Source organism: Bacillus sp. AY3-1, from assembly GCF_008368785.1.
In the GTDB taxonomy this organism is placed as follows: Bacteria; Bacillota; Bacilli; order Bacillales; family Bacillaceae_G; genus Bacillus_A; species Bacillus_A wiedmannii.
In genome coordinates, this window is the sequence record NZ_QORZ01000014.1 from 87,956 (window position 1) to 109,884 (window position 21,929).

A 21,929-nucleotide genomic window follows, 5' to 3' on the forward strand; every position below is an offset into this window, starting at 1 on the left:
ACAGTAACAATTGAAAGTAGGTGAAACATACATGTGCGCCGGCCTTCTCGCTCAAACTCCAGAGGAACCGAAAGAACCAAAACCCGCCTTGTCGCTTGATCAAGAATTCTCTATTAACGCAACCATTTATAGTGCTCGTGCTTGGTTATCTAATGATGAGACTTTCCCACAAACGATTTGGAAAGGCTCTCGCTTCGCTTCAGCATCACACGCTGGCAAGTCCATCTTACCAATCGGCACTGTAAAAATTTTGAACTTATCTGATGATACAATAACAGTTACTGCATCATCAGAATCAGATGATACTCTCAAAATAGTCGTACCCCCTCATTCTGAAGGTGTTTTAACATCTAATGGTTTATCTGATGTGCAAGCAAGTACATCAGGAGGAGCAAGTAAAGTCACGTTCCTCTTTCATATCTTTTTCTCAAGGGATCCTGGTTCAGATAAAAAACCATAAAAAAGGTACAGTTATGCACTGTACCTTTTTTCACGTATTCTATTCTCTTGATTTGATGAGTTCAACATTATAAGATTCAATATCCGTTAGCTTTCCTGCAAAATATGGATTTTCTCTATACCAAGACTGCTTTGAAAAATACGCTTGCATGTCTTTCGTTTGAAACATATGTCCATGTCTTGCGTATATTTCGTTTCTCGCTATTTTCAACTGTTCTTTCGATAAATATGCTAAGTCCGCACTCGTTAGTTTTCGAATATCACTATCAGGGAAGATAAAACCATTATATACATACCGAGTCGTAGCTGGCGGAGTAACATTGTAAACAACTGTTTTTTCCGAGCTCTTCTTCTGGAATGGAAGATTATACGAAGGAAATGCCGTTACCGTTTCTACCTTCGTCGTTTCCCTTCCATTTTCTCCATTTCGTTCTAAATAAATCGTCGCACTTCCATCAGTCGCTACAGGCCCCCACGTAATTTCTTCTCCAACCAGCGCTGTAACTGGATTTTGATTCACGTACAATGTTGCACCAGGCACGTTCGTTTGGACAGTAATATATTGACCTTGCAACGTTAAATCTATCGTTACGTTATTTTGACCTTGTTTCATAAGTACAACCTTTTCTTCACGTGATAGTTTCACATAGTCATTTTTATATTCTGCTTGAAACATTTGAGTTCCCGGAAGAAACGGTCCATATTGCTTCTCAAACTTTTTGTCATCTGTTTTATCAATTTCTTTTCCGTTCATTTTTAAAGCTGCACCTTTTTCATTTGAAAGCAACGTCGTATAATACGTCTTTGCTTTCAATTTATACCGATCAAATAAAAAGAAATACTTTCCGTCTTTCGTTAACGAAAAGTCTGTTCTTTCGATTCCGTTCCCTTGTTTTTTATCTATCCTCAAATGTTCTTTCAATTCATTCACATAAGATGGATTTTCTTTTATATACGAAAAGAGTGGCATTAGACTCTCTCTCGTTACAACAACTGACGGATCATCTGCCGTGACGATTTCAGCTAACTTCTCCCCGTCCTTCTCTTGTAAAATCGTAATCATCCGGTCTACTTGTGCCGACTGCTTATAATACGATGATCCGTATAAATAGAGTCCGACAATCGCTATAACAAATAGTGCTAACAGTGTAATGCCAACCTTTGCACCACCACTCATGTTCTTCTTTACTACAGGACTTCCCCTCTTCATCCCGCAGTTTTGACAAAATTGCACACCTTCTTCAAACTGAGTCCCACACTTTGTACATACATTCATCCATTCAACCACCTTTTCATTAGAAGCCAGTTATTCCCTGTGTAAAGGTTTGAATTATCGTGCTAATGTAAGACCACAGTACAATGAATGTTGCAATTCCGATTAAAACATTTGCGATAAGAAGTGTATAAATAGGATCTAATCCGCCGTTATCTAGTTTTACTGTAGCTACAATTATACTAATTCCCATATACGTTGTAGCCAGCCCTAATAAAATTGGTAAGAAAAAGATTAATAAGAAACTAAAAAGAAAAGAAAGAACTAATATAGCAATTGCCGGAGTTGCTATCGTTCCCCATATACCGAATACTTCAAGATACGAAAAAGATGCTTTCATCATCTTACCGCTTACAAAAATAATAAATCCGACAAATAAAGTTAAAATTAATAAAAATAAAAAGACCGTTACAGTGTCCAAAAAGAATGTAGGAGTAGGTATATCTGGTGCAAATGTTCTCGTAACAGCTGCTGCAGCACTCATCATTCTATAAAAAAGACATGCTCCTAAAAAACAAATAAGAACAAGACTTACAATTCCATTTCGCACTTCAACCTTGCCGCTTTTCATAATCGCTGTCGGTGCTTTGAAAGCATGTTTAAAAAACTGAAAATATCCACTCGCAAATCGCTTCGCTTGCTCTACCGTTTCCTTTGCTAAAGCTACGCGTTCCTGTTGCTCACCTTCTTCCTGTGCACCACTCGCTACTACTTCCTCCGTCAACGAATGTCCACAATTCCCGCAAAATTTTGCCTCTGCTGTATTTTCCGTATGACACGCCGGACATTTCATTCTCGCATTCCCCCCTTAAGCAGATACCGTATAGGGTGTTACAAATTCAATATATGACTTTGTACATAAAACATGACTACAAGAAAAAGATTATGAAATCCTTCTTTCAAATGAAAATATATGTGCTAGCAATCTTGAAAAATAATGCTATTATGAAACAGAACAAATAACATTTTTAACAGATTGGATGACAGGCAATGGAATTAGTAAACTCAATTTTTCAAATACTCCTTACAAGCGTAATCCAATTATTTTCCTTAATTGGCGTTATCATTGTAATTGGATTTCTATTAGGCTATTTAGAATCATTAACACGCATGTATTGGTCGAGAGCTTTCGGAAGAAAAGGATTCCTTTTAACGGCGTGGATCGGTGTTCCTATTCATGAACTTGGACATGCCATTATGTGTGTACTTTTTCGTCATAAAATTGTAGCAACGCAGTTTTTCCCAACAGATACAAGTCAAGGTGCTTTAGGATACGTACAACATCAATACAATCAAAAAAGTGTATATCAACGAATTGGGAACTTCTTCATTGGAATCGGTCCTATTATTTCCGGTATTACTGCGTTAATCCTTTTAATGCGCTATTTCGTACCAAATTCATATTTCTTATTTAATACAACTCTCGAAAAAACAATCGCTTCTACTTCTATTAATGTAGAAATGGTTCAAAACATGCTCTTGTCGACGTTTGTATTATTGAAAAGCTTATTTACAATAAGTAATTTATTAAATCCTTCTTTTTGGTTATTTTTATTTATCGCCATTTGTATTTCTGCACATATCGCTTTAAGTAAACCAGATATTAAAGGATCAATAGACGGTGTTATCGTCATGTTTATCGTGTTATTTTTATTCAACATAATAGCAGGACTATTTCAGTACGACAGTAACCAGCTCATTGGAAAAGTGATGAAGTATAATATGTACCTCATTGCGTTTTCTAGTGTGGCTCTGCTGTTCTCTTGTCTTTCTACACTTGTTAGTTTTGGATTTTATAAAATAAGAGGAGGGCGTTCGTTTTGAACGCCCTCTTCTCATCACCTATTGTTCTTATAATCACAATGCTCAACCGGAACGCGAGCATGTCCTTCTTCATCTGTACACCATGACTGCGACTGGAAGGCAAGAAAGATACCAACCCATTCTTCTTCCTTTTCAAAGTGAATGAGTATTCCCCCGTCTTGCCATATACCATTATCACCTTTCCATTTCTCTACATTCCCTTGATTCATATGAATATCGTGTATCCCGTTTCCTGGCTCGAAATGAAAGTAAGAATCAGGTGTATTTTCTTCTGGTCCCCATCTTTCACCGAACGCATAAATAATTGCTTTTTCTTCTATCGCTCGTTTTATATAACGCTCTATTTTTTCATTTAAATCATTATCCACTCCTGCTTTTTCAGCTGGTAAAGGAATCATTTGCTTCGAATCAAATACATTACCTCTTACGTAGTCTAAAGCTACTTTCGGTTCATTGTTTTTTATTTCTGTAAAACCGAACGGTAATGTCGGTAAAATATGAATCGCCTCTGACCTAATATTATCACTCGCAAAATATAAAACTTCTGACGGATAACTCTGCGATTTCACGTTAATTGCAATACGATAATCAACTTCTGCTTCGCCTTGTAAATGAACTTGATAATGAGGTGTTTTCCCTTTTCCAATCTTTGATTGTATAACTGTACCTTTTAACACGCCGTATTTTTTTAGGGGCATACATTTCATCTCCTATTCATTTAGTAGAAGCTTTTCATACTTAAGGCATTATCCATATAAAAAGAAAATCCTCCTTTCTCAGGAGGATTTCTTATTTTCTCAACATATACCAAAAAATAACCTCTACGACCACAAGTAACACCGCACCCAAAATCATTAACGTCGTCTTCTTTAATAGTTCATTTTCACGATAAGGGATGTTACATAAATACGCACCCAGTGTAATCCTTGACGGGCAAGCGATTGTCGCTACTGATGATGCGGTGTTTTGCAGTGTTGTGACGTATTGCCACGGGAGTGCTACGTTTTGCGCAGTTTGCATTTGTAGTTTTATGAACATCGCATTTGATCCTGCGTTACTACCTGTTAAAAAGCCACCGATTCCGCCGATAAACGGAGCAACGAAAACGAAAAACGTTCCAAATGTGTCACCAGCTGTTTTTGCCAGTAATGAATGCATGCCAGATGCACCCATTAGTTCTGAAATGGCGATAAACATCGTCGTCGTAATTGCAAATGGAATCCATTGTTTTATCGTTTGCGAGAGTGATTGTTTAATAATATGAGATGGAATGCGGAAGAAAATAATAGTAAATAGGCAAGTCATACCGAGCCAAAATCCTGGTGAATATAGTAGCTCCAGTTTATAAGAATATGATTTTAAATCAAGGACTGCATATGATCTGAATACATCATGTAATGCTGGTACAAGGCGAGAAAGTAAAATACAAACGGTTAAGAATATATAAGGGCTAATAATTTTTATAATAGATACTTCTCTCTCCGTTGCCGCAGCATGTTCTGTTATAAGATTTTGTTCATTTTTCCCTTTTAATTTAATGATAAGAAAGTCAAATGCAATTGTAACGATAGAACTTAATATACCTGCTAGTTCAACACTTACATATGCGTTAGAAAGATAAATTCCGAGAGAAAATAATAGAAAGAAACCGCATCCTTCCTTCCACTTTTCAATAACCGCCTGCCAACCGCCAACAACGTGTAAAGAAAGAATGATGAAATAAGCAAACATCGGAATGCTTAGTAGTGCCGTATTCGTGCCAAGTGTTGTAAGCGGCATATTTATAAGCTGCGAACCGATAATCGTACCAGTTGCCATTGCGCCCCATGAACTAGCTAGTAAACCAATAAATGAAAGTAGTACAGCTTGAAACGGTTTATAGCCTAATGATAGAAAGATAGGTGCTGCAACCATGAAGCCAATTCCGAATCCACTTACTGATTCGATTAGCGGACAAATACCAAAACACATAAGGAGCATTTGTAATAAACGATCGTGCGTCACTTCTTCTAAAAAACGCGCTACTTGATCGATGTACCCCATTTTGTTCATGAGGTGAAATAAAAAAATACCGAAAAACAACACGTACCCGACAATAAAACAAATTAACCAACCTTTAATCGTTGCGTGCACAGTTTCACTTATCCCTAGTTGAAACGTTGGCGAGAGTAAAACGATTCCAACAGACACAACGTAAGCGATTAAAGAGGACCTTAATGACGTTTGTTTAAATAAAAATAAACAAATGAAAATCATCATAATTGGGATAAGTGCCAACAATATGGCCATGTTATCATCTCTTTTCATTAAAAATACAATTTTTAACTATTATATAACAGATGTCATAAATTTCAATTGTTTTTGCAACAGATTCAAAAAAGGAGCCATTTAGCTCCTTTTTCAATTACTCCCATTTTCTATTATCCTGAAAAACCGTCTGCTGTCTGACTATTTTGTCTAACACAACAAACACAATATAAGCACATATTACTTGCAATACAACATTTCCAAATTTCATTAATTCAAATGAATGGATCCAGCGAAATAATTCGTTTAATAATACAATCGAAACGATACTAAATAGTTCTATACTAATCGAAAATATACATATTTCTAAAATAGATTGCTCTTGAATGCGATTTAAGTTGGAAAAGATGAATACATATCCTAAAAATAGAGCCATCACCTCTATTTTCGTCATGCTAATAAGCCAAGCGTATAATGGTACAGTTAGAAGAAGATATAGTAGTTTACGTCTTAGCATGCTTTCTCACCCTCTAAGTTATATGTATTTTCTGTATATTTTAACATTTATTACGTAAAACAAAAAGAAGAGACTTATGCCTCTTCTTTTTGTTTTGTTGCCTGTATTAATTCACATATTTCTTCTCGCTTTTCATTTTCTAACAGCTCGATGACTTTACTTCCAACGACTACTCCATCACATATTGTAATCATTTCTTCTACATGTTCCTTCGTTGAAATACCAAACCCTGCCACTACCGGTAAATGTGTATGTGATTTTACTTTTTCTAAGTAACTATGAATCTCACCTTTAAAGTTTTGACGTACTCCTGTTACGCCCGCTACTGTAACAGCGTAAACGAACCCTTCTGATTCACTCGTAATTTTTTCAATTCGCTCAATTGGGCTCGTTACTGTAACGAGTGGAATTAGCACAATGTTTGCCTCTCGAAGTAACGGGGCAATAATATTTTGCTCTTCATACGGTAAGTCTGGAACGATGATGCCATCTACACCTGCTTCTATACAGTTTTCGATGAATCGTTCTTTTCCGAATGCGAGTACCGGATTTAAATATGTCATGAGTACAAACGGAATTTGTACTTCTTTCCTTACCTCTATTAATGCTTGAAAAATACCTTTTACTGTTACACCGCTATCTAACGCTCGTTTCCCTGCTCTTTGAATCGTTGGACCGTCTGCGACTGGATCTGAAAACGGAATGCCGATTTCAACGATACTCGCTCCTGCTTCGTCTAGAAAACGAATTCTTTCTTTTAATTTTTCAAGGCCACCATCTCCGCCCATTACATACGGAATAAATGCTTTCTTACCATTTTCAAACGCTGCTTTAATTTTTTCTACTCCCATTTTTTACACCTCTTCCATATAACGTTTTATACTCTCTACATCTTTATCCCCGCGGCCAGATAAACAAATGACAAGTCCTTCGTCTTTATTCATTTGCGGCGCTAATTTTAATGCGTATGCGACAGCATGTGAGCTTTCTAACGCCGGAATAATCCCTTCTTTTTTCGTTAATAATTGAAATGCTTCTAACGCTTCTGCGTCTGTTATCGAATGATAAGAAACGCGGCCAATATCTTTTAGCAAGCTATGTTCTGGCCCAACACCTGGATAATCGAGTCCCGCTGAAATAGAATGCGCTTCTTGAATTTGTCCTTCTTCATTTTGCAGAAGGTACATCATCGATCCGTGTAAAACACCAACGCTTCCTTTCGTTAAAGTCGCTGCGTGCTTTTCTGTGTGAACACCTTTTCCAGCTGCTTCTACGCCGTAAAGAGCGACTTCTTCATCGTGTACGAACGGATAAAACATGCCCATCGCATTACTACCACCACCAATACATGCAACGACTGCCTCTGGTAATTTCCCTTCTAACGCTTCATATTGTTTTTTCGTTTCTTTCCCAATTACACTTTGGAAATCACGAACAATTTTCGGGAATGGATGTGGTCCAAGAACGGATCCCATAACGTAGTGTGTATCGTGTACATGTGAAACCCAGTAGCGAAGCGCCTCGTTTACCGCATCTTTTAATGTACCGCTACCTGCCGCTACGCTTTCTACTTTAGCTCCGAGTAATTCCATTCGGAACACATTTAATTTTTGACGTCTCACATCTTCTTCTCCCATAAAGATGACGCATTCTAATCCGAGTAGGGCACATACAGTAGCGGTTGCCACTCCGTGTTGTCCTGCCCCTGTTTCAGCGACAACTTTTTTCTTGCCCATTCGTACTGCAAGTAGTGCCTGACCGATTGTATTGTTAATTTTATGAGCTCCTGTATGGTTCAAATCTTCACGTTTTAAATAAATCTTTGCACCGCCGCAATACTTCGTCATATTTTCAGCGAAATAAAGCGGTGTTTCTCTTCCGACGTACGTTTTTAAATAATGATTTAATTCCTTTTGAAACGCTTCATCTTGTATCGCTTCTTTATATGCTTCTTCTAGCTCTAATACAGATTGCATTAACGTTTCTGGAACGTATCGTCCTCCGTATATACCGTAGTGACCTTTTTCATCTGGATGTGCGTAGTTCATTTGGAACACTCCTTCGCTTTTATAATAAATTGTTTTATTTTCTTTAGATCTTTCTTTCCTTCTGTCTCCACTCCGCTACTTACATCGACCATGTATGGCTGAATCGTTCGAATCGCTTCTTCTATATTAAAAGCGTTTAATCCACCAGCTAATATCGTTTTCTCTCGCAATTTTTTTGACATATGTGCGAGTAACTCCCATGAAAATTGCTTTCCATTTCCTCCGTGAAACTTTTCTTTCGGGCTATCAAACAATATATAATCCGTTTCATATGTCTGAGCATTTTTCATATCACTCTCTGAAGTTACCCCAAGTGATTTTATAGACGGAATATTCAATCTTCTGATTTGATGATTGTCTTCATCCCCATGTAGTTGCACATGCGTTAACCCACATTCATCTGCAATTTTCTCGATCACTTCTACTGATTCATTTACGAAAACACCAACCTTTAACACGTTTGTTGGAAGCTCCTGAATGATTTCTTTCGCTAGCACTGGAGTGATTTTTCGCTTACTTTCTGCAAAAACAAATCCGAGTGCATCAGCTCCGTATTCGCAAGCACGTTTTGCCGTTTCAACATCAGTGATGCCGCAAATTTTCACTTTCATATGTTCACCTTACAGTCTTCAAAAAAGGTATGAATAGAAGATGATGTCATAAGTGCCTCTCCAACTAACACACCTTTTGCTCCAGCTTTTTTAACACGGATAATATCTTCCTTTGAATGAATCCCACTTTCACTAATCCAAAGTAATCTCTCCTCGTTTAATCGTTTTCCAAGCTTTTCTGTTTGGCTTAAATCGACTTCGAATGTTTTTAAATTACGGTTGTTAATGCCGATAACGTGCGGATTTAATTGGATTGCAATTTCTAATTCTTGCTCATCATGAACTTCAACAATTGCTTCTAATCCTTTTTCTAGTACGTAGCTGTACAGCTCTTTTAATTTTTCTTTCGTTAACGCCGCTACAATTAATAAAATAATATCTGCTCCAGCTTCATACGCCCTATCAATTTGAATCTTATCAATTATGAAATCTTTACATAGAAGCGGAATGTTACTTTCTGCTCTTGCCGTTTGTAAATCGTGAAACGACCCTTTAAAAAATTGACCGTCTGTTAAAACAGATACTGCTCCTGCGCCGCATTCTTCATATATTTTCACTTGTTTTCGTACATCAACGTGTAAATTAATATCTCCTTTTGATGGTGATGCTCGCTTTACTTCTGCAATGACAGTAAACTGCTGTAATGCTTCTACAAGTGAATATGTCTTTCTACTTTCTTTTAATGGTGTATACGTTTCATATAATGCCGCAACTTCCTTTTTCTTTTGGTCTACAATTTTATCTAAAATCGTCCCCACGTTAATTCACCCTTTCTAATTTTTCATTACTTGCTGCAATTAATAAGTTTAGTTTGGCTAATGCTTTTCCAGAGTCAATGCTATATGCCGCTAGTGTAATTCCTTCTTCAATCGTTTCTGCTTTTCCATTTGCAAAAAGGGCTAGACCTGCATTTAATAAAACTGTATCGCGGTAAACATTCTTTTCTCCGCTTAATACTCCGAGCGTAATCTTTGCATTTTCTTTCGAATCCCCGCCTCTAATCTCTTCGTTTTTCACTATTGAGAAACCATATTTCTTAGGTTCAATACTCGTTTCTACTATTTCATTATCTTTCAAAATGACAACATAATTCTCTCCTTGTAATGATGCTTCATCTAAAAATCCACTTCCGTTTACGACAAGCGCTTGTTTTCTGCCTAGTTTCTGTAATACTTGCGCAACTGGTAGTAACATATCTCGTTTATAAATGCCGACAAATTGTGTTTCTAAATTTACCGGATTTGTTAAAGGACCAATTAAGTTAAAAATCGTCGGCACATTCAATTCTTTTCTTATTTTCATAATGCGTCTTAATGCTGGATGCATCGCTGGTGCGAATAAAAATGCGATGCCGACATGCTCTAATAAATAATCAATTTCGTTTGGCGTACTGCTAATATTTACACCGAGTTCTTCTAATAAATCTGCACTTCCTGTTTTACTAGAAACAGCTCGATTACCATGTTTTGCAACCTTTACGCCAGCTCCTGCCAGTACAAATGCCGATGTTGTACTAATATTAAACGTTTGGGCACCGTCACCACCTGTCCCGCAATTGTCCATTGCTCCTTGTATATGGTTCGAAAACGGTAATGCCTTTTCACGAAGAGCTCGAACAAGGCCGTATATTTCTTCTGCCGTTTCACCTTTCGCTTTCAGTAATACTAAGAAAGCTGCAATTTCACTCTCCAATATGTTTTCATTTAATAAAAGAAGCCCTGCTCTATACATCTCCTCTTCTGTTAAATGTTGTCCCTCCACTAATTTACGAAGATAGTTATTCATACTCTTTCCTCCTCCTTCACTTCTGTTAAAAAGGCACGTATTAACTTTCCACCTTCTTCTGTCGCGATTGATTCCGGGTGAAACTGTAATCCGAATAGCGGATAATAATTGTGACGAACTGCCATAATTTCTCCATCGTCCATCGCTGTCGCTAGTATGTCAAAACACTCTGGCAAGCTCGTTTGCGCTGCAACAAGGGAATGGTAGCGCATCGCCGTTAATGGCTGTGTTACATATGAAAAGATTGAAGTTCCATTATGTTTTACACGTGATGTTTTACCGTGTTTAATGCGTTCTGCTCTTACAATGTCTCCTCCAAATGCTGATATAATTGCTTGATGACCAAGGCAAATCCCTAATATGGGAACGTTCTTATAAAAATGACGAATCACTTCGATACAAATGCCAGCATCCTCTGGTTTTCCTGGTCCTGGTGATAGCACAATTCCTGTTGGGTTCATCCCTTCTAACTGTTCTATCGTTATTTGATCATTTCTTACGACTACAATATCTTCTTCGTATTCACCTAACAGTTGATACAAGTTATATGTGAATGAATCATAATTATCAATTAGTACAATCATTTCATTACCTCCAATAGCGCTCTCGCTTTATTTAACGTTTCTTCATATTCAGCTACTGGGTCTGAATCATAAACAATTCCCGCTCCTGCCTGAACATATGCTTTTTCATCCTTTACGACCATCGTTCGAATGGCGAGCGCCATATCAAGATTCCCTGAAAAACTAACGTATCCAACTGCACCTGCGTATACATTTCTTTTTTCATTCTCTAGCTCATTTATAATTTCCATCGCTCTAATTTTCGGAGCTCCCGACACTGTTCCTGCTGGTAGGCAATACGCTAATGCATCAAATCCACTCATTTGTTTTCGTAATATTCCGTAAACTTCAGATACAATGTGCATAACGTGGGAGTATTTTTCTACTTTCATATATTTATCTATCGTCACGGATCCAATTTCACTTACTCTGCCAATATCATTTCGCCCAAGATCTACAAGCATCATGTGCTCCGCTCGTTCTTTCTCATCTTCTAACAGTTCTTTTTCAATTTCCGCATCTTCCTGCTTCGTTTTCCCTCTCGGCCTCGTACCGGCAATTGGGTTCGTCATCACTTTATCGTCTCTTACTGATAACAAACTTTCTGGCGAGGAACCGAGTACAACATAGTCTTGAAAATCGATATAGAACATATATGGTGATGGATTGGCGATTCGAAGTTTTCGGTATAACGCGAATGGATCACCGATACATTCACTTTGCAAACGCTGTGACAGTACGACTTGGAATATGTCCCCGGCTCTTATATGTTCTTTCGCCGTTTCTACCATCACGCGAAATTCTTTTTCAGTTATTGAAGAAGTAAATGATAATGTTGATCTTATTTCAGTTACTTCAGATTCTTCTCCCTGTAATACTTCCTCTTTGTATACTTGCAATCTTTCATATACTTCTTCATAAGAAGCTGAATCGTCTTCCCTGCATACATATACAAATGATAATTTTTGGCGTAAGTGGTCATACACGATAAACTCACGGTACAGTAAAAGGTGTACTTCCGGAATATTCAATGGATCGTGTAAATCTGCTCCAATGTTTTCATATTGCCGAATGACGTCATAACCAATATAACCAACTGCTCCTCCGCAAAACGGGAATGGACTGTCTACTTGAGCTGACGCGATTTCTTCTTCTAACACTTGTAGTACGTTACTTTGCAGCTTTTCTGTTTGGCCGTAAATCGTTCGTTCTACTTCCGTACCAACACTTTTCACTTCACCATATGGATTACATCCTAAGTAAGAATAGCGTCCTTTATCTTGATGAAGCTGCGAACTTTCTAATAAAAACTTTTTCTTTCCTTTCATACGTCTATATAAAGAAATTGGCGTAATGCTATCTCCTTCTTCTTCAGCGATTACTAAAAATGCTCTTCCCTGTTCTTTTTGCTTCATAAATTCCTCTTTTGTCATCATGCCTTTCACCTCAATCTGAAAAATAAAAAAGTCCCCTACATATCGAAAATATGTAGAGGACGATAATTTTACCGTGGTACCACCTCATGTTGGACGCAAAAGCATCCCGCTTTGTTCAGGTACAAAATATATACCTTATCCTTGTAACGGCGGAACCCGGGTTGCCTACTGAAAATAATTGTTCAGCATACCTCTCGTAAGCCCATTCCGTATATGGCACCGCACCGGGCTCCCACCTATCCCCGGCTCTCTGTAACGTCTCCAATATACGTACTCTTCTTACTTAAACGATTTCATTTATTTAATTTTTTGTACACAAAAAGGGAGTACTCATCCTATAGAAAGGACGGGTACTCCCGTGGTGCCACCTTAATTCGTTACAAATGTAACGCACTTTACCGTATCAAAAACAATACGTGTCTCTTGTATCGATGAGATCATGTCGCCAAAGCCTACTTCTTTCGTTTCGGTTTGGAAGCTCCGAAGTCCATTCCACATCAATCCCATACTGATTCGCACCAACCATCAGCTCTCTGACATGTTCATCATGTGTACTCTTCTTCATCAACGCTTGCATTTTTTTAAGTTGCACTCATTATAGACCTAACTTTTTTCATAAGTCAATACTTTTAAAAGAATTTTATTTTTCTCTCCTTTCAATATTATATTGACAAAACAACCTCTTTTTATGTAAATATAATAAATACTCTATTAAAAATAAGGTTTTTTGCATGAATATTATATATTAAAAAAGTAAAACAATGTCAAAAAACGCTTACATTTCTGAAAATTCGTATTTCTGTATGGATTTTTCAGAATAATCATGATAGATTATAAATATGCATAACGCATCAAAAGACATGACAAAAGGAAGGGGAACTACATGAGTACGCAGATGTTAACTTTAACTTCTATCTCTATTTACATGCTCGGGATGTTAGTAATTGGCTATTTCGCCTATAAACGAACGTCCAACTTAACAGATTATATGCTTGGCGGGCGTACATTAGGCCCCGCAGTAACAGCATTAAGCGCTGGAGCATCCGATATGAGTGGTTGGCTTTTAATGGGCTTACCCGGTGCAATGTTTAGCGTTGGATTAAGTAGTAGTTGGATTGCGATCGGCCTGACACTAGGCGCATACGCAAACTGGCTATATGTCGCTCCTCGCTTACGTACCTACTCTGAAATTGCAAATAACTCTATTACTATCCCAGAATTTTTGGAACACCGTTTCCACGACAAATCTCACATGCTACGTTTAGTATCCGGACTTGTTATTATGATTTTCTTTACTTTCTATGTAGCTTCAGGATTAGTTTCAGGCGCTGTATTATTTGAAAATTCATTTGGCATGAACTATCATGTTGGATTATTCATTGTTGCAGGCGTTGTTGTCGCTTACACATTATTTGGTGGTTTCTTAGCAGTAAGTTGGACAGACTTCGTGCAAGGAATCATTATGGTAGTCGCTCTTATTCTTGTTCCTATCGTAACAATTATGAATTCGAACGGACTTGGACCTGCATTTGATACAATTCAATCTGTAGATCCAACACGTTTAGATATTTTTAAAGGTGCCTCTACTTTAGGAATGATTTCTTTATTCGCATGGGGCCTTGGTTATGTTGGACAACCTCATATTATCGTACGCTTTATGGCAATTTCCTCTGTAAAAGAAATTAAAAGCGCACGAAGAATTGGTATGAGCTGGATGATTTTCTCTGTTGTCGGAGCTATGTTTACTGGTCTTATCGGTATTGCTTACTATTCACAACAAGGGTTGACATTATCTAACCCAGAAACAATTTTCCTTGAACTAGGAAAAATTTTATTCCATCCACTTATTACTGGATTTTTATTAGCCGCTATTTTAGCAGCTATTATGAGTACAATTTCATCTCAGTTACTCGTTACTTCTAGTGCTATAACAGAAGATTTATATCGTACATTCTTTAAACGTTCTGCTTCTGATAAAGAACTTGTATTTGTCGGTCGTATGGCTGTACTTGTTATCGCATTAGTCGGATGCGCTTTAGCGTTTAAACAAAATGATACGATTTTAGCTCTTGTTGGATACGCTTGGGCTGGATTTGGTTCTTCATTCGGACCTGCTATTTTATTAAGCTTATATTGGAAACGTATGACGAAGTGGGGCGCACTTGCTGGTATGATTTCTGGTGCGGCTACAGTAATTATTTGGACTCAATTCAAATTCTTAAAAGAATTCTTATATGAAATGATTCCTGGTTTCACTATTAGTTTACTAGTAATCGTTATTGTTAGTTTACTAACGCAACCTTCAAAAGAAGTTGAAGAGCAATTTGAGAATTTCGAAAAACAACATAGTCATAATCTATAAAGGAAAAGCTCTGCTGTTATCGTATCAGCAGAGCTTTCTTTTTATGAAAGTTCGACAATCTTCTACTCGAATTTAACAATTTCTTTATGTTTCGTTAAATTAAACATAACACTACTCCTTTATAGTATTACTATCAGCACTTATACAGAAAGGGGACTCCAACATGTTAGCAGCTTTCCAGCAACAACAAACACGAAAATTTTCACCTATTACAAATACTTCTGCGTCTTGTTTGAACATACAACCTAACCCACCTAAAATTTCAATCGCTCCTTCTGTTATTTCAGTCATTGGTGTTCATATGGAAAAAAATAAGTTGAAAGTAAGAACTGGACAAAGCACTGAGTTATCAGCTTCCGTTTTGCCAGTGCAAGCAACGAATAAAGAACTTATTTGGACAAATATGAATGCTGATGTTATCACAATGTATCCAAAAGGTAATACGGTAACGATTACTGGAAAAAGTGCCGGAAGAGCAGTCGTAATTGTCACAACTACTGAAGGAAAGTTCCGTGACCTATGTATTATTCATGTACAACCTTATATGACAAATCCAAAGTAAAAGAGTGGCTTCCTAGCCACTCTTTTACTTGATTTCAATGTGTGAATTTTTACTTGTAACAAGATTGATGAATTGGTCTTTATCTTTAGGAGAAATAACTTCTGTTTTATGTGCGCCATAAACAATTTCAAGTCGATCCAATGACAATGCATGAGCAGCTATTGGATTTTTCGTATTTGAAATTTGTTTTATATCTCGTATAAATATGCTTTTTTTAACGAGACCTGATCTAATTGTAATTGTTTCTTCTCCGACGATGTATTTTGTCGAAAACCAACTCCACATAAATAATATTGCTAACGGAAGTGTAAAAAATAAAAGAAAATACTCTTTTCCTGCAAATAGAGGAGCAACACACGCTCCAATGACAACGAAAAAAATCGGATATAACCATATATCTTTTTTTGATGGAAATTCCATTAAACTTCCCTTCCTCCCCTATATTTCTGTAAAACAAAAAGAGAAGTATCACAACTTCTCTTTTCTCCTCTAACATTATAATTCCTGTGTATACGCAGGCTCATTTACTACATTTTTTGCTGTTCGTTTTTGTTGCTGTAGTAAGAAAACAGATACACCAAACAATACGAGCATGCTACCGATAATTTGCATGGCATTTAGTCTTTCACCGAGTAAGAAGAACGCTAATATAGATGCTCCAACTGGTTCACCTAAAATACTCATCGAAATTGTTGTTGCATTTACGTAGTTTAATAACCAATTATTAATGACGTGTGACACTGTCGGCACAACCGCAAGTAAAAGAAAAACGGTCCAATCCCACTTCGTATAACCTGTAAAAGGTACTTGCAATACTATATTATAAATCCCCATAAAAATACCGGCGAATGCAAAAACTGTAAAGCTATAAATCCAGTGTGATACTTTCTTTACTGTTGTTTGCCCGATAAATAAATAACCGACAACCGCTATGACACTTAAAAAGGATAATATATCTCCATAAATCGCTTGTTCACTTAGCCCTAAATCTCCCCACCCAATACACATTACGCCTAGTATCGCTATTCCCATTGTCGCAATGGCTGAGTATGTTGTTCTTTCTTTAAATAAGAAAAAACCTCCAACTAAAGATACGATTGGTTGAAGCGCTAAAATAATCGTCGAACTAGCAACTGTCGTATGCTTTAAAGATTCAAACCACAAAAGAAAATGAAGCGCTAAAAAGAAACCAGATCCAATTAAAAATCCCCAATCTTTTATTTGAATCTTACTAAACTCTTCACGTTTTTTCCAAACGATAGGCAGCATAATAAGTACGATAATCCATAATCGATACATACTTAATATTGAAGATGGTGCTGAGGACATCTTTACAAAAACTGCTGCGAATGAAATGGCTATAATGGAAATTGCTAATGGTAGTGCGATTGATCTTTCCTGTTTCAAATTCCGTCTCCCCTCTCACCTGTCAAAAATCCCACTTCATTATATCCGTTTTCTTTCATAACTTAAATACTAATTTTTTAGATTCTTCGTACCATTATGGTAAAATAGAAACGAAAGCACCTATTAGTGAATATTTCTTTCTTTTTCACTACAAGCGTCGCTCTTACAATCATTACAGTAAATTTTTATTTAGGGGGATCTACATGAATCAAACAATAGGGAGAATTGAAGAAATTTCATTTTATAGCGCATCACTTCAAGAAGATGTTACACTTCTCGTTTACTTACCAGTAAATTACACACCACTGCACAAACATACAGTTGTAATTGCACAAGATGGTAGAGATTATTTTCAGCTTGGTAAAGCGCACCGTGTAATTGAGCGCCTTCGTGAAACTGAAGAAATTGACCGTACAATTATTGTCGGTATTCCATATAAAAATGTACACGATCGTAAAGAAAAATATTTCCCAAATGAAGTGAAAAACGCTGCGTATATTCGTTTCCTTGCTCATGAACTTGCACCATATATCGATGAAAATTATCCAACGTACCAAATGGGAAAAGGTCGTGTGTTAATTGGTGATTCTCTTGGCGGGACAGTTTCCTTCATGACTGCACTTATGTATCCGCATACATTCGGTAAAGTCGTTATGCAATCACCATTTGTGGATGAAACAGTGATGAGCTTAGCAAAAGACTTTAAAAATCCGGAGGCGCTAGACCTTTATCACGTCATTGGGACAGAAGAAACAGCTGTAAAACGCACTGATGGACAAGTATCCGATTTCGTTGGGCCGAACCGTGAGCTCAATACGCTTCTGACAGATAGAAATTTCATCACACATTACGAAGAATTCGAAGGTAACCACACGTGGAAATATTGGCAAACTGATTTACCGAAAGCTTTCTCTCATATTCTATCAATGAAATAATAGAGAGCAGTATTCAGAATAATTTGATATAATAGATTAAGAGAGTTATTTTCTCAAAATCTAACTAGACTTACAAAGGGAGGAATTGGAACATGAAATTAGGCATTGTAATTTTTCCATCTAAAATGATTCAAGATAAAGCGAACGGATTGCGTAAACGTTATGATCCGCACTACGCATTAGTTCCGCCACATATTACATTGAAAACACCCTTTGAGACGCAAGATGAACAATTAGAATCGATTGTAAAAGAGTTACATACAATCGCAAGTAAAACGAACCCTTTCACCCTTCATGTCGGAAAAGTTGGTTCATTCGCACCTGTTAATAATGTTCTTTATTTTAAAGTAGAAAAAACACCTGAACTTACTTTCTTAAATGAGGAGATGCATAGCGAATTCTTTATACAAGAACGCGAGTACGCTTTCGTACCTCATTTAACAATCGGACAAGGCTTATCCGATGCAGAGCATGCTGATGTATTAGGTCGATTACGTATGAAAGATTTCTATTATGAACAACCAATTGATCGCTTCCATCTTCTATATCAATTAGAAAACGGAACGTGGACTGTATACGAAACATTCCACCTTGGAAAGGGGAACAACTAATTTGCACGCACAGATCGTACAAACGGACGAACAACTAAGAGATGCATTCTCTGTACGTAAGCAAGTATTTGTGAATGAGCAACAAGTTTCTGCTGACGAAGAGTATGATGAGTTTGAAGAAACTTCAACACACGTTGTTATATATGATAATGATGTTCCAGTTGGTGCTGGTCGTTTTCGCATACTGGATGGAATAGGAAAAATGGAACGCATTTGCGTACTAGCTTCCCATCGTAAAAAAGGCATTGGAAAAATTGTTATGGATGCACTTGAAGCGTATGCGAATGAAAACTCGCTACCAAAATTAAAGCTGCATGCCCAAACACATGCTGAAGATTTCTATAAGAAACTTGGATATGTAACGCATTCTGATGTATTCATGGAAGCAAATATTCCTCACATCGTTATGATAAAAGAATTGTAATTTGAAAACAGGAGGTATCCCCTCCTGTTTTTTACATTGCTATTTTCTTTTTCTTCCGCTAAAGTTAAATGTTGATGCTATAGTTTTGAAGGTGAATATATGACACAAGAAAAATTTTCACAAAAATCATTAACGCACGCTGACATTCCGCGTGCAACATATCATATTCCGAAAACATCTATCCATTTAATTATGGAAGAAGATGCAGATGCGGCGTATTTTCGCGCTCTCGAACAACAAAATGTTTTTTTAAATGAAAAACAATTAGAGGCTGTGCGAACGACAGAAGGCCCTGTCCTTACATTGGCTGGTGCCGGAAGCGGGAAAACATCTGTTTTAACAACCCGCGTAGGTTATTTAGTAAATGTAAAACAAGTTCATCCACGAAATATTTTATTGCTTACATTTACACAAAAAGCAGCTGAAGAAATCCGAAACCGTGTAGCAAATTTACCAGGTATGAATCGTGCTGCAAGTAGCTACGTTGTTGCTGGTACATTCCACTCTGTCTTTTTAAAATTGCTTCGTAGTCAAGGATATAATCAGCAAATTTTAGCAAACGAAAAACATAAACAAATTATGATAAAGAAAATCTTGAAAGAATTGCGTCTAAAAGACGATTATGATGCTGAAACAATGCTCGCCATGATTTCACTTGAGAAAAACAAATTGAATCGTCCGAAAGATGTAAAAGCAAAAACACCCGTTGAACAAGAATTTAAAGAAGTATACGAGCGTTTTGAAGAAGTAAAACAACGATATAATTATATTGATTTCGATGACATCTTATTAGAAACATATTATATGTTAGAAAATAACGTTCCTTTGCTTACCCAATTACAACAACGTTTCCACTATATTGAAGTAGATGAGTTCCAAGATACATCGTATGCACAATATGAAATTGTAAAATTGTTAGCCACGCCAAGAAATAATTTATTTATCGCAGGTGATGACGATCAGGCGATATATGGCTGGCGAGGAGCAAGTCACCAAATTATTTTATCTTTTCCAAAAGAATTTGATAACACTACGATTATCGCACTTAATACGAATTATCGATCCAATCCTTTTATCGTCGGGCTTGGAAATGAAGTTATCAAACTAAACCAGGAGCGTTTTGATAAAGAGCTCTATTCTGTGCGTGAAGAAGGTGTACAACCTTTTTACGCAAGACCTGCTACGACTCTTGATGAAGCAAATCAAATTTTGCAGCTCATTCAAGAAAAAGTAGATAGCGGCGAACGCAACTTTAAAGATTTTTGTTTACTGTATCGCACACATTCTGTAAGCCGTTCGTTACTTGATCAGCTTACAATTCACAAAATCCCGTTTATTAAGCACGGGGCGAGTCAATCATTTTATGAACATTCTTTAATTAAGCCTGTATTAGATCATTTAAGACTGGTGATTGAACCGTTTCGACTAGAATCACTTTCAAATATATTGCCAACTATGTATATCGGGCGTGATGATTGTATTTCATTTATTGAACGTGAACAATGGAAATATGGCGAGGGGCGGTTCCCTTCTCTCCTTCATTTCTTATTATTAAATCCGAGCTTGAAACCTTTTCAAGTAAAAAAGGTAAATGAGCGTATCGATTTTATTAAATTTATAAAAGAATTAGAACCGAAAAAAGCATTAAAAGAAATTATTCATGGTAAAGGAAAGTATTTAGAGTACTTACAAAGTAACGATCGTTCTTCCTTTACAATGCATAAAGATATACAAGAAGAAATGTTAGAAGAATTAATGGAGTCAGCAACTCGTTTCACCGATATTCCAGCATACTTACAATTTATTGATGAAGCAATTCAAGGTCAAAAAGAAATGGAAGCATTAAAAACAATGCCGGAAAAAAATGCTGTTTCGCTTATGTCTATTCATAACGCAAAAGGCCTTGAATTTCCATGCGTCTTTTTACTTGGAGCGAGCGATGGTATTCTTCCCCATACTTCTTCTTTAAAAGATGCAAATGATCGTGTTACAGAGACTTCTGAAGCTTTAGAAGAAGAACGTCGACTACTTTATGTCGCAATTACACGTGCGAAAGAAGAACTTTACATTTCCTCTCCGCAATTTTTTAGAGGAAAAAAATTAGATATATCTCGTTTTTTATATACTGCGCGAAAAGATTTACCTGAAAAGACATCCACTAAATAAGGATGTCTTTTTTTATATTGCATTATGTACATCCCTACTATATAAATTCCCTGCTTTTATCGTAAGAATTAACGTAATATCAACCATATCTCATTCATATTGTAATAGTGTATGTCAGAACTCACGATAAGGAGTGAACATAATGAGCTGCAATTGTAACGAAGACCATCATCACCATGATTGTGATTTCAACTGTGTATCGAATGTCGTTCGTTTTATACATGAATTACAAGAATGCGCAACTACAACATGTGGATCCGGTTGCGAAGTTCCATTTTTAGGTGCACATAACAATGCATCAGTAGCGAATACACGTCCTTTTATTTTATACACAAAGACTGGAGAACCTTTTGAAGCATTTGCACCATCTTCAAGCCTTACTAGTTGCCGATCTCCCATTTTCCGCGTAGAAAGTATAGATGATGATGACTGTGCTGTACTCCGTGTATTGACTGTAGTTTTAGGTGATGGTACCTCTGTACCACCTGGTGACGACCCAATCTGTACGTTTTTAGCTGTACCAAATGCAAGGCTAGTGTCGACATCTACTTGTATTACTGTTGATTTAAGTTGTTTCTGCGCTATTCAATGCTTACGTGATGTTTCTATATAAAACTAAATATTAATTTAAGCATGGATTGGGTGGTTCTGCCACCCAATCCATGCTTAAAAGCTATTATTATGTATTTTTCATAAAAT

Annotated in this window: 23 protein-coding genes and 2 other annotated features; of the genes, 9 read left to right on the top strand and 14 right to left on the bottom strand. The window is 36.8% G+C overall.

Translation table 11 applies throughout. From position 1 onward, the window contains the following. The first annotated feature begins 31 nt into the window (after positions 1 to 31). A complete protein-coding gene (locus DN389_RS09560; RefSeq protein WP_000332417.1) occupies positions 32 to 460 on the top strand; it encodes a hypothetical protein in 429 nt (142 codons plus the stop codon). A 39-nt stretch (positions 461 to 499) separates the two neighbouring features. Here DN389_RS09560 and DN389_RS09565 read toward each other — a convergent pair whose 3' ends face one another. After that, the gene (locus DN389_RS09565; protein ID WP_061672921.1) at positions 500 to 1,735 is read right to left on the bottom strand and encodes a TcaA 3rd/4th domain-containing protein; all 1,236 of its coding nucleotides are present in this window, start codon (positions 1,733 to 1,735) and stop codon (positions 500 to 502) included. A 19-nt stretch (positions 1,736 to 1,754) separates the two neighbouring features. Further along, positions 1,755 to 2,525 (bottom strand): zinc ribbon domain-containing protein, encoded by a 771-nt coding sequence (locus DN389_RS09570; RefSeq protein ID WP_149237042.1) that lies wholly within the window; start codon positions 2,523 to 2,525, stop codon positions 1,755 to 1,757. A gap of 197 nt (positions 2,526 to 2,722) precedes the next feature. Between DN389_RS09570 and DN389_RS09575 the strand changes: the two genes are divergently transcribed. Beyond that, positions 2,723 to 3,556, top strand: coding sequence for a hypothetical protein (locus tag DN389_RS09575; protein WP_098057933.1), 834 nt, complete (start codon positions 2,723 to 2,725; stop codon positions 3,554 to 3,556). 14 nt (positions 3,557 to 3,570) lie between these two features. On the opposite strand, the gene DN389_RS09580 is transcribed toward DN389_RS09575, so the two are convergent. From DN389_RS09580 to trpE, 10 genes are all read right to left on the bottom strand, one after another. Then, positions 3,571 to 4,254 (bottom strand): DUF2278 family protein, encoded by a 684-nt coding sequence (locus DN389_RS09580; protein ID WP_098057932.1) that lies wholly within the window; start codon positions 4,252 to 4,254, stop codon positions 3,571 to 3,573. A 91-nt stretch (positions 4,255 to 4,345) separates the two neighbouring features. Continuing rightward, a complete protein-coding gene (locus tag DN389_RS09585; protein WP_149237043.1) occupies positions 4,346 to 5,845 on the bottom strand; it encodes an L-lactate permease in 1,500 nt (499 codons plus the stop codon). Between the two features lie 115 nt (positions 5,846 to 5,960). Beyond that, entirely contained in the window at positions 5,961 to 6,320 is a 360-nt protein-coding gene (locus tag DN389_RS09590) for a DUF4029 domain-containing protein (RefSeq protein WP_048567037.1), read from the bottom strand. 74 nt (positions 6,321 to 6,394) lie between these two features. Continuing rightward, positions 6,395 to 7,171 carry a tryptophan synthase subunit alpha gene (gene trpA / locus DN389_RS09595; RefSeq protein ID WP_149237044.1) on the bottom strand — a complete coding sequence of 259 codons (777 nt, stop codon included), beginning with the start codon at positions 7,169 to 7,171 and terminating at the stop codon, positions 6,395 to 6,397. A 3-nt stretch (positions 7,172 to 7,174) separates the two neighbouring features. Continuing rightward, positions 7,175 to 8,368: a tryptophan synthase subunit beta gene (trpB, locus tag DN389_RS09600; protein WP_149237045.1), complete on the bottom strand. Its 1,194-nt coding sequence runs from the start codon at positions 8,366 to 8,368 to the stop codon at positions 7,175 to 7,177. Next, the gene (locus tag DN389_RS09605; protein ID WP_000865138.1) at positions 8,365 to 8,979 is read right to left on the bottom strand and encodes a phosphoribosylanthranilate isomerase; all 615 of its coding nucleotides are present in this window, start codon (positions 8,977 to 8,979) and stop codon (positions 8,365 to 8,367) included. Before DN389_RS09605 ends, trpB begins: the two co-directional genes overlap by 4 nt. Next, positions 8,976 to 9,737, bottom strand: a complete 762-nt coding sequence (trpC, locus tag DN389_RS09610) for an indole-3-glycerol phosphate synthase TrpC (RefSeq protein ID WP_064056820.1) — start codon at positions 9,735 to 9,737, stop codon at positions 8,976 to 8,978. Before trpC ends, DN389_RS09605 begins: the two co-directional genes overlap by 4 nt. 1 nt (position 9,738) lies before the next feature. Continuing rightward, positions 9,739 to 10,764, bottom strand: coding sequence for an anthranilate phosphoribosyltransferase (gene trpD / locus DN389_RS09615; protein WP_046957046.1), 1,026 nt, complete (start codon positions 10,762 to 10,764; stop codon positions 9,739 to 9,741). Continuing rightward, the gene (locus DN389_RS09620) at positions 10,761 to 11,348 is read right to left on the bottom strand and encodes an aminodeoxychorismate/anthranilate synthase component II (RefSeq protein WP_000636339.1); all 588 of its coding nucleotides are present in this window, start codon (positions 11,346 to 11,348) and stop codon (positions 10,761 to 10,763) included. The genes trpD and DN389_RS09620 overlap by 4 nt, the downstream gene beginning before the upstream one ends. Further along, positions 11,345 to 12,763, bottom strand: a complete 1,419-nt coding sequence (gene trpE, locus DN389_RS09625; RefSeq protein WP_002108692.1) for an anthranilate synthase component I — start codon at positions 12,761 to 12,763, stop codon at positions 11,345 to 11,347. Before trpE ends, DN389_RS09620 begins: the two co-directional genes overlap by 4 nt. A 52-nt stretch (positions 12,764 to 12,815) precedes the next feature. Further along, positions 12,816 to 13,060, bottom strand: a binding site (T-box leader). Positions 13,061 to 13,102: 42 nt separating this feature from the next. Beyond that, positions 13,103 to 13,340 (bottom strand) — a binding site (T-box leader). Positions 13,341 to 13,646: 306 nt separating this feature from the next. Between trpE and putP the strand changes: the two genes are divergently transcribed. Next, positions 13,647 to 15,125: a sodium/proline symporter PutP gene (gene putP / locus DN389_RS09630; RefSeq protein WP_000107204.1), complete on the top strand. Its 1,479-nt coding sequence runs from the start codon at positions 13,647 to 13,649 to the stop codon at positions 15,123 to 15,125. Between the two features lie 163 nt (positions 15,126 to 15,288). Beyond that, positions 15,289 to 15,687: an Ig-like domain-containing protein gene (locus tag DN389_RS09635; RefSeq protein ID WP_060489373.1), complete on the top strand. Its 399-nt coding sequence runs from the start codon at positions 15,289 to 15,291 to the stop codon at positions 15,685 to 15,687. Positions 15,688 to 15,711: 24 nt separating this feature from the next. Here DN389_RS09635 and DN389_RS09640 read toward each other — a convergent pair whose 3' ends face one another. Further along, the gene (locus tag DN389_RS09640; RefSeq protein ID WP_000395645.1) at positions 15,712 to 16,107 is read right to left on the bottom strand and encodes a PH domain-containing protein; all 396 of its coding nucleotides are present in this window, start codon (positions 16,105 to 16,107) and stop codon (positions 15,712 to 15,714) included. 75 nt (positions 16,108 to 16,182) lie between these two features. Further along, positions 16,183 to 17,094 carry a DMT family transporter gene (locus DN389_RS09645; protein WP_000808244.1) on the bottom strand — a complete coding sequence of 304 codons (912 nt, stop codon included), beginning with the start codon at positions 17,092 to 17,094 and terminating at the stop codon, positions 16,183 to 16,185. A 203-nt stretch (positions 17,095 to 17,297) separates the two neighbouring features. On the opposite strand from DN389_RS09645, the gene DN389_RS09650 reads away from it, so the two are divergent. The 5 genes from DN389_RS09650 to cotY all read left to right on the top strand — a co-directional run bounded on the left by DN389_RS09650 (position 17,298) and on the right by cotY (position 21,843). Beyond that, positions 17,298 to 18,029 (top strand): alpha/beta hydrolase, encoded by a 732-nt coding sequence (locus tag DN389_RS09650; RefSeq protein ID WP_060489369.1) that lies wholly within the window; start codon positions 17,298 to 17,300, stop codon positions 18,027 to 18,029. A 92-nt stretch (positions 18,030 to 18,121) separates the two neighbouring features. Further along, positions 18,122 to 18,640, top strand: coding sequence for a YjcG family protein (locus DN389_RS09655; RefSeq protein ID WP_000765870.1), 519 nt, complete (start codon positions 18,122 to 18,124; stop codon positions 18,638 to 18,640). A gap of 1 nt (position 18,641) precedes the next feature. Further along, entirely contained in the window at positions 18,642 to 19,064 is a 423-nt protein-coding gene (locus tag DN389_RS09660; RefSeq protein ID WP_046957039.1) for a GNAT family N-acetyltransferase, read from the top strand. Positions 19,065 to 19,163: 99 nt separating this feature from the next. Next, positions 19,164 to 21,230, top strand: coding sequence for an ATP-dependent helicase (locus tag DN389_RS09665; protein ID WP_149237046.1), 2,067 nt, complete (start codon positions 19,164 to 19,166; stop codon positions 21,228 to 21,230). A gap of 142 nt (positions 21,231 to 21,372) precedes the next feature. Next, positions 21,373 to 21,843 (top strand): spore coat protein CotY, encoded by a 471-nt coding sequence (gene cotY, locus DN389_RS09670; RefSeq protein WP_001277699.1) that lies wholly within the window; start codon positions 21,373 to 21,375, stop codon positions 21,841 to 21,843. Positions 21,844 to 21,929 lie beyond the last annotated feature (86 nt).

What these genes read in the sequence shown, in the direction of transcription:
- DN389_RS09560 (WP_000332417.1), top strand. Translation starts at nt 32, where the DNA reads ATGTGCGCCGGCCTTCTCGCTCAAACTCCAGAGGAACCGAAAGAACCA.
- DN389_RS09565 (WP_061672921.1), bottom strand. Translation starts at nt 1,735, where the DNA reads ATGAATGTATGTACAAAGTGTGGGACTCAGTTTGAAGAAGGTGTGCAA.
- DN389_RS09570 (WP_149237042.1), bottom strand. Translation starts at nt 2,525, where the DNA reads ATGAAATGTCCGGCGTGTCATACGGAAAATACAGCAGAGGCAAAATTT.
- DN389_RS09575 (WP_098057933.1), top strand. Translation starts at nt 2,723, where the DNA reads ATGGAATTAGTAAACTCAATTTTTCAAATACTCCTTACAAGCGTAATC.
- DN389_RS09580 (WP_098057932.1), bottom strand. Translation starts at nt 4,254, where the DNA reads ATGCCCCTAAAAAAATACGGCGTGTTAAAAGGTACAGTTATACAATCA.
- DN389_RS09585 (WP_149237043.1), bottom strand. Translation starts at nt 5,845, where the DNA reads ATGGCCATATTGTTGGCACTTATCCCAATTATGATGATTTTCATTTGT.
- DN389_RS09590 (WP_048567037.1), bottom strand. Translation starts at nt 6,320, where the DNA reads ATGCTAAGACGTAAACTACTATATCTTCTTCTAACTGTACCATTATAC.
- trpA (WP_149237044.1), bottom strand. Translation starts at nt 7,171, where the DNA reads ATGGGAGTAGAAAAAATTAAAGCAGCGTTTGAAAATGGTAAGAAAGCA.
- trpB (WP_149237045.1), bottom strand. Translation starts at nt 8,368, where the DNA reads ATGAACTACGCACATCCAGATGAAAAAGGTCACTACGGTATATACGGA.
- DN389_RS09605 (WP_000865138.1), bottom strand. Translation starts at nt 8,979, where the DNA reads ATGAAAGTGAAAATTTGCGGCATCACTGATGTTGAAACGGCAAAACGT.
- trpD (WP_046957046.1), bottom strand. Translation starts at nt 10,764, where the DNA reads ATGAATAACTATCTTCGTAAATTAGTGGAGGGACAACATTTAACAGAA.
- DN389_RS09620 (WP_000636339.1), bottom strand. Translation starts at nt 11,348, where the DNA reads ATGATTGTACTAATTGATAATTATGATTCATTCACATATAACTTGTAT.
- trpE (WP_002108692.1), bottom strand. Translation starts at nt 12,763, where the DNA reads ATGATGACAAAAGAGGAATTTATGAAGCAAAAAGAACAGGGAAGAGCA.
- putP (WP_000107204.1), top strand. Translation starts at nt 13,647, where the DNA reads ATGAGTACGCAGATGTTAACTTTAACTTCTATCTCTATTTACATGCTC.
- DN389_RS09635 (WP_060489373.1), top strand. Translation starts at nt 15,289, where the DNA reads ATGTTAGCAGCTTTCCAGCAACAACAAACACGAAAATTTTCACCTATT.
- DN389_RS09640 (WP_000395645.1), bottom strand. Translation starts at nt 16,107, where the DNA reads ATGGAATTTCCATCAAAAAAAGATATATGGTTATATCCGATTTTTTTC.
- DN389_RS09650 (WP_060489369.1), top strand. Translation starts at nt 17,298, where the DNA reads ATGAATCAAACAATAGGGAGAATTGAAGAAATTTCATTTTATAGCGCA.
- DN389_RS09655 (WP_000765870.1), top strand. Translation starts at nt 18,122, where the DNA reads ATGAAATTAGGCATTGTAATTTTTCCATCTAAAATGATTCAAGATAAA.
- DN389_RS09665 (WP_149237046.1), top strand. Translation starts at nt 19,164, where the DNA reads ATGACACAAGAAAAATTTTCACAAAAATCATTAACGCACGCTGACATT.
- cotY (WP_001277699.1), top strand. Translation starts at nt 21,373, where the DNA reads ATGAGCTGCAATTGTAACGAAGACCATCATCACCATGATTGTGATTTC.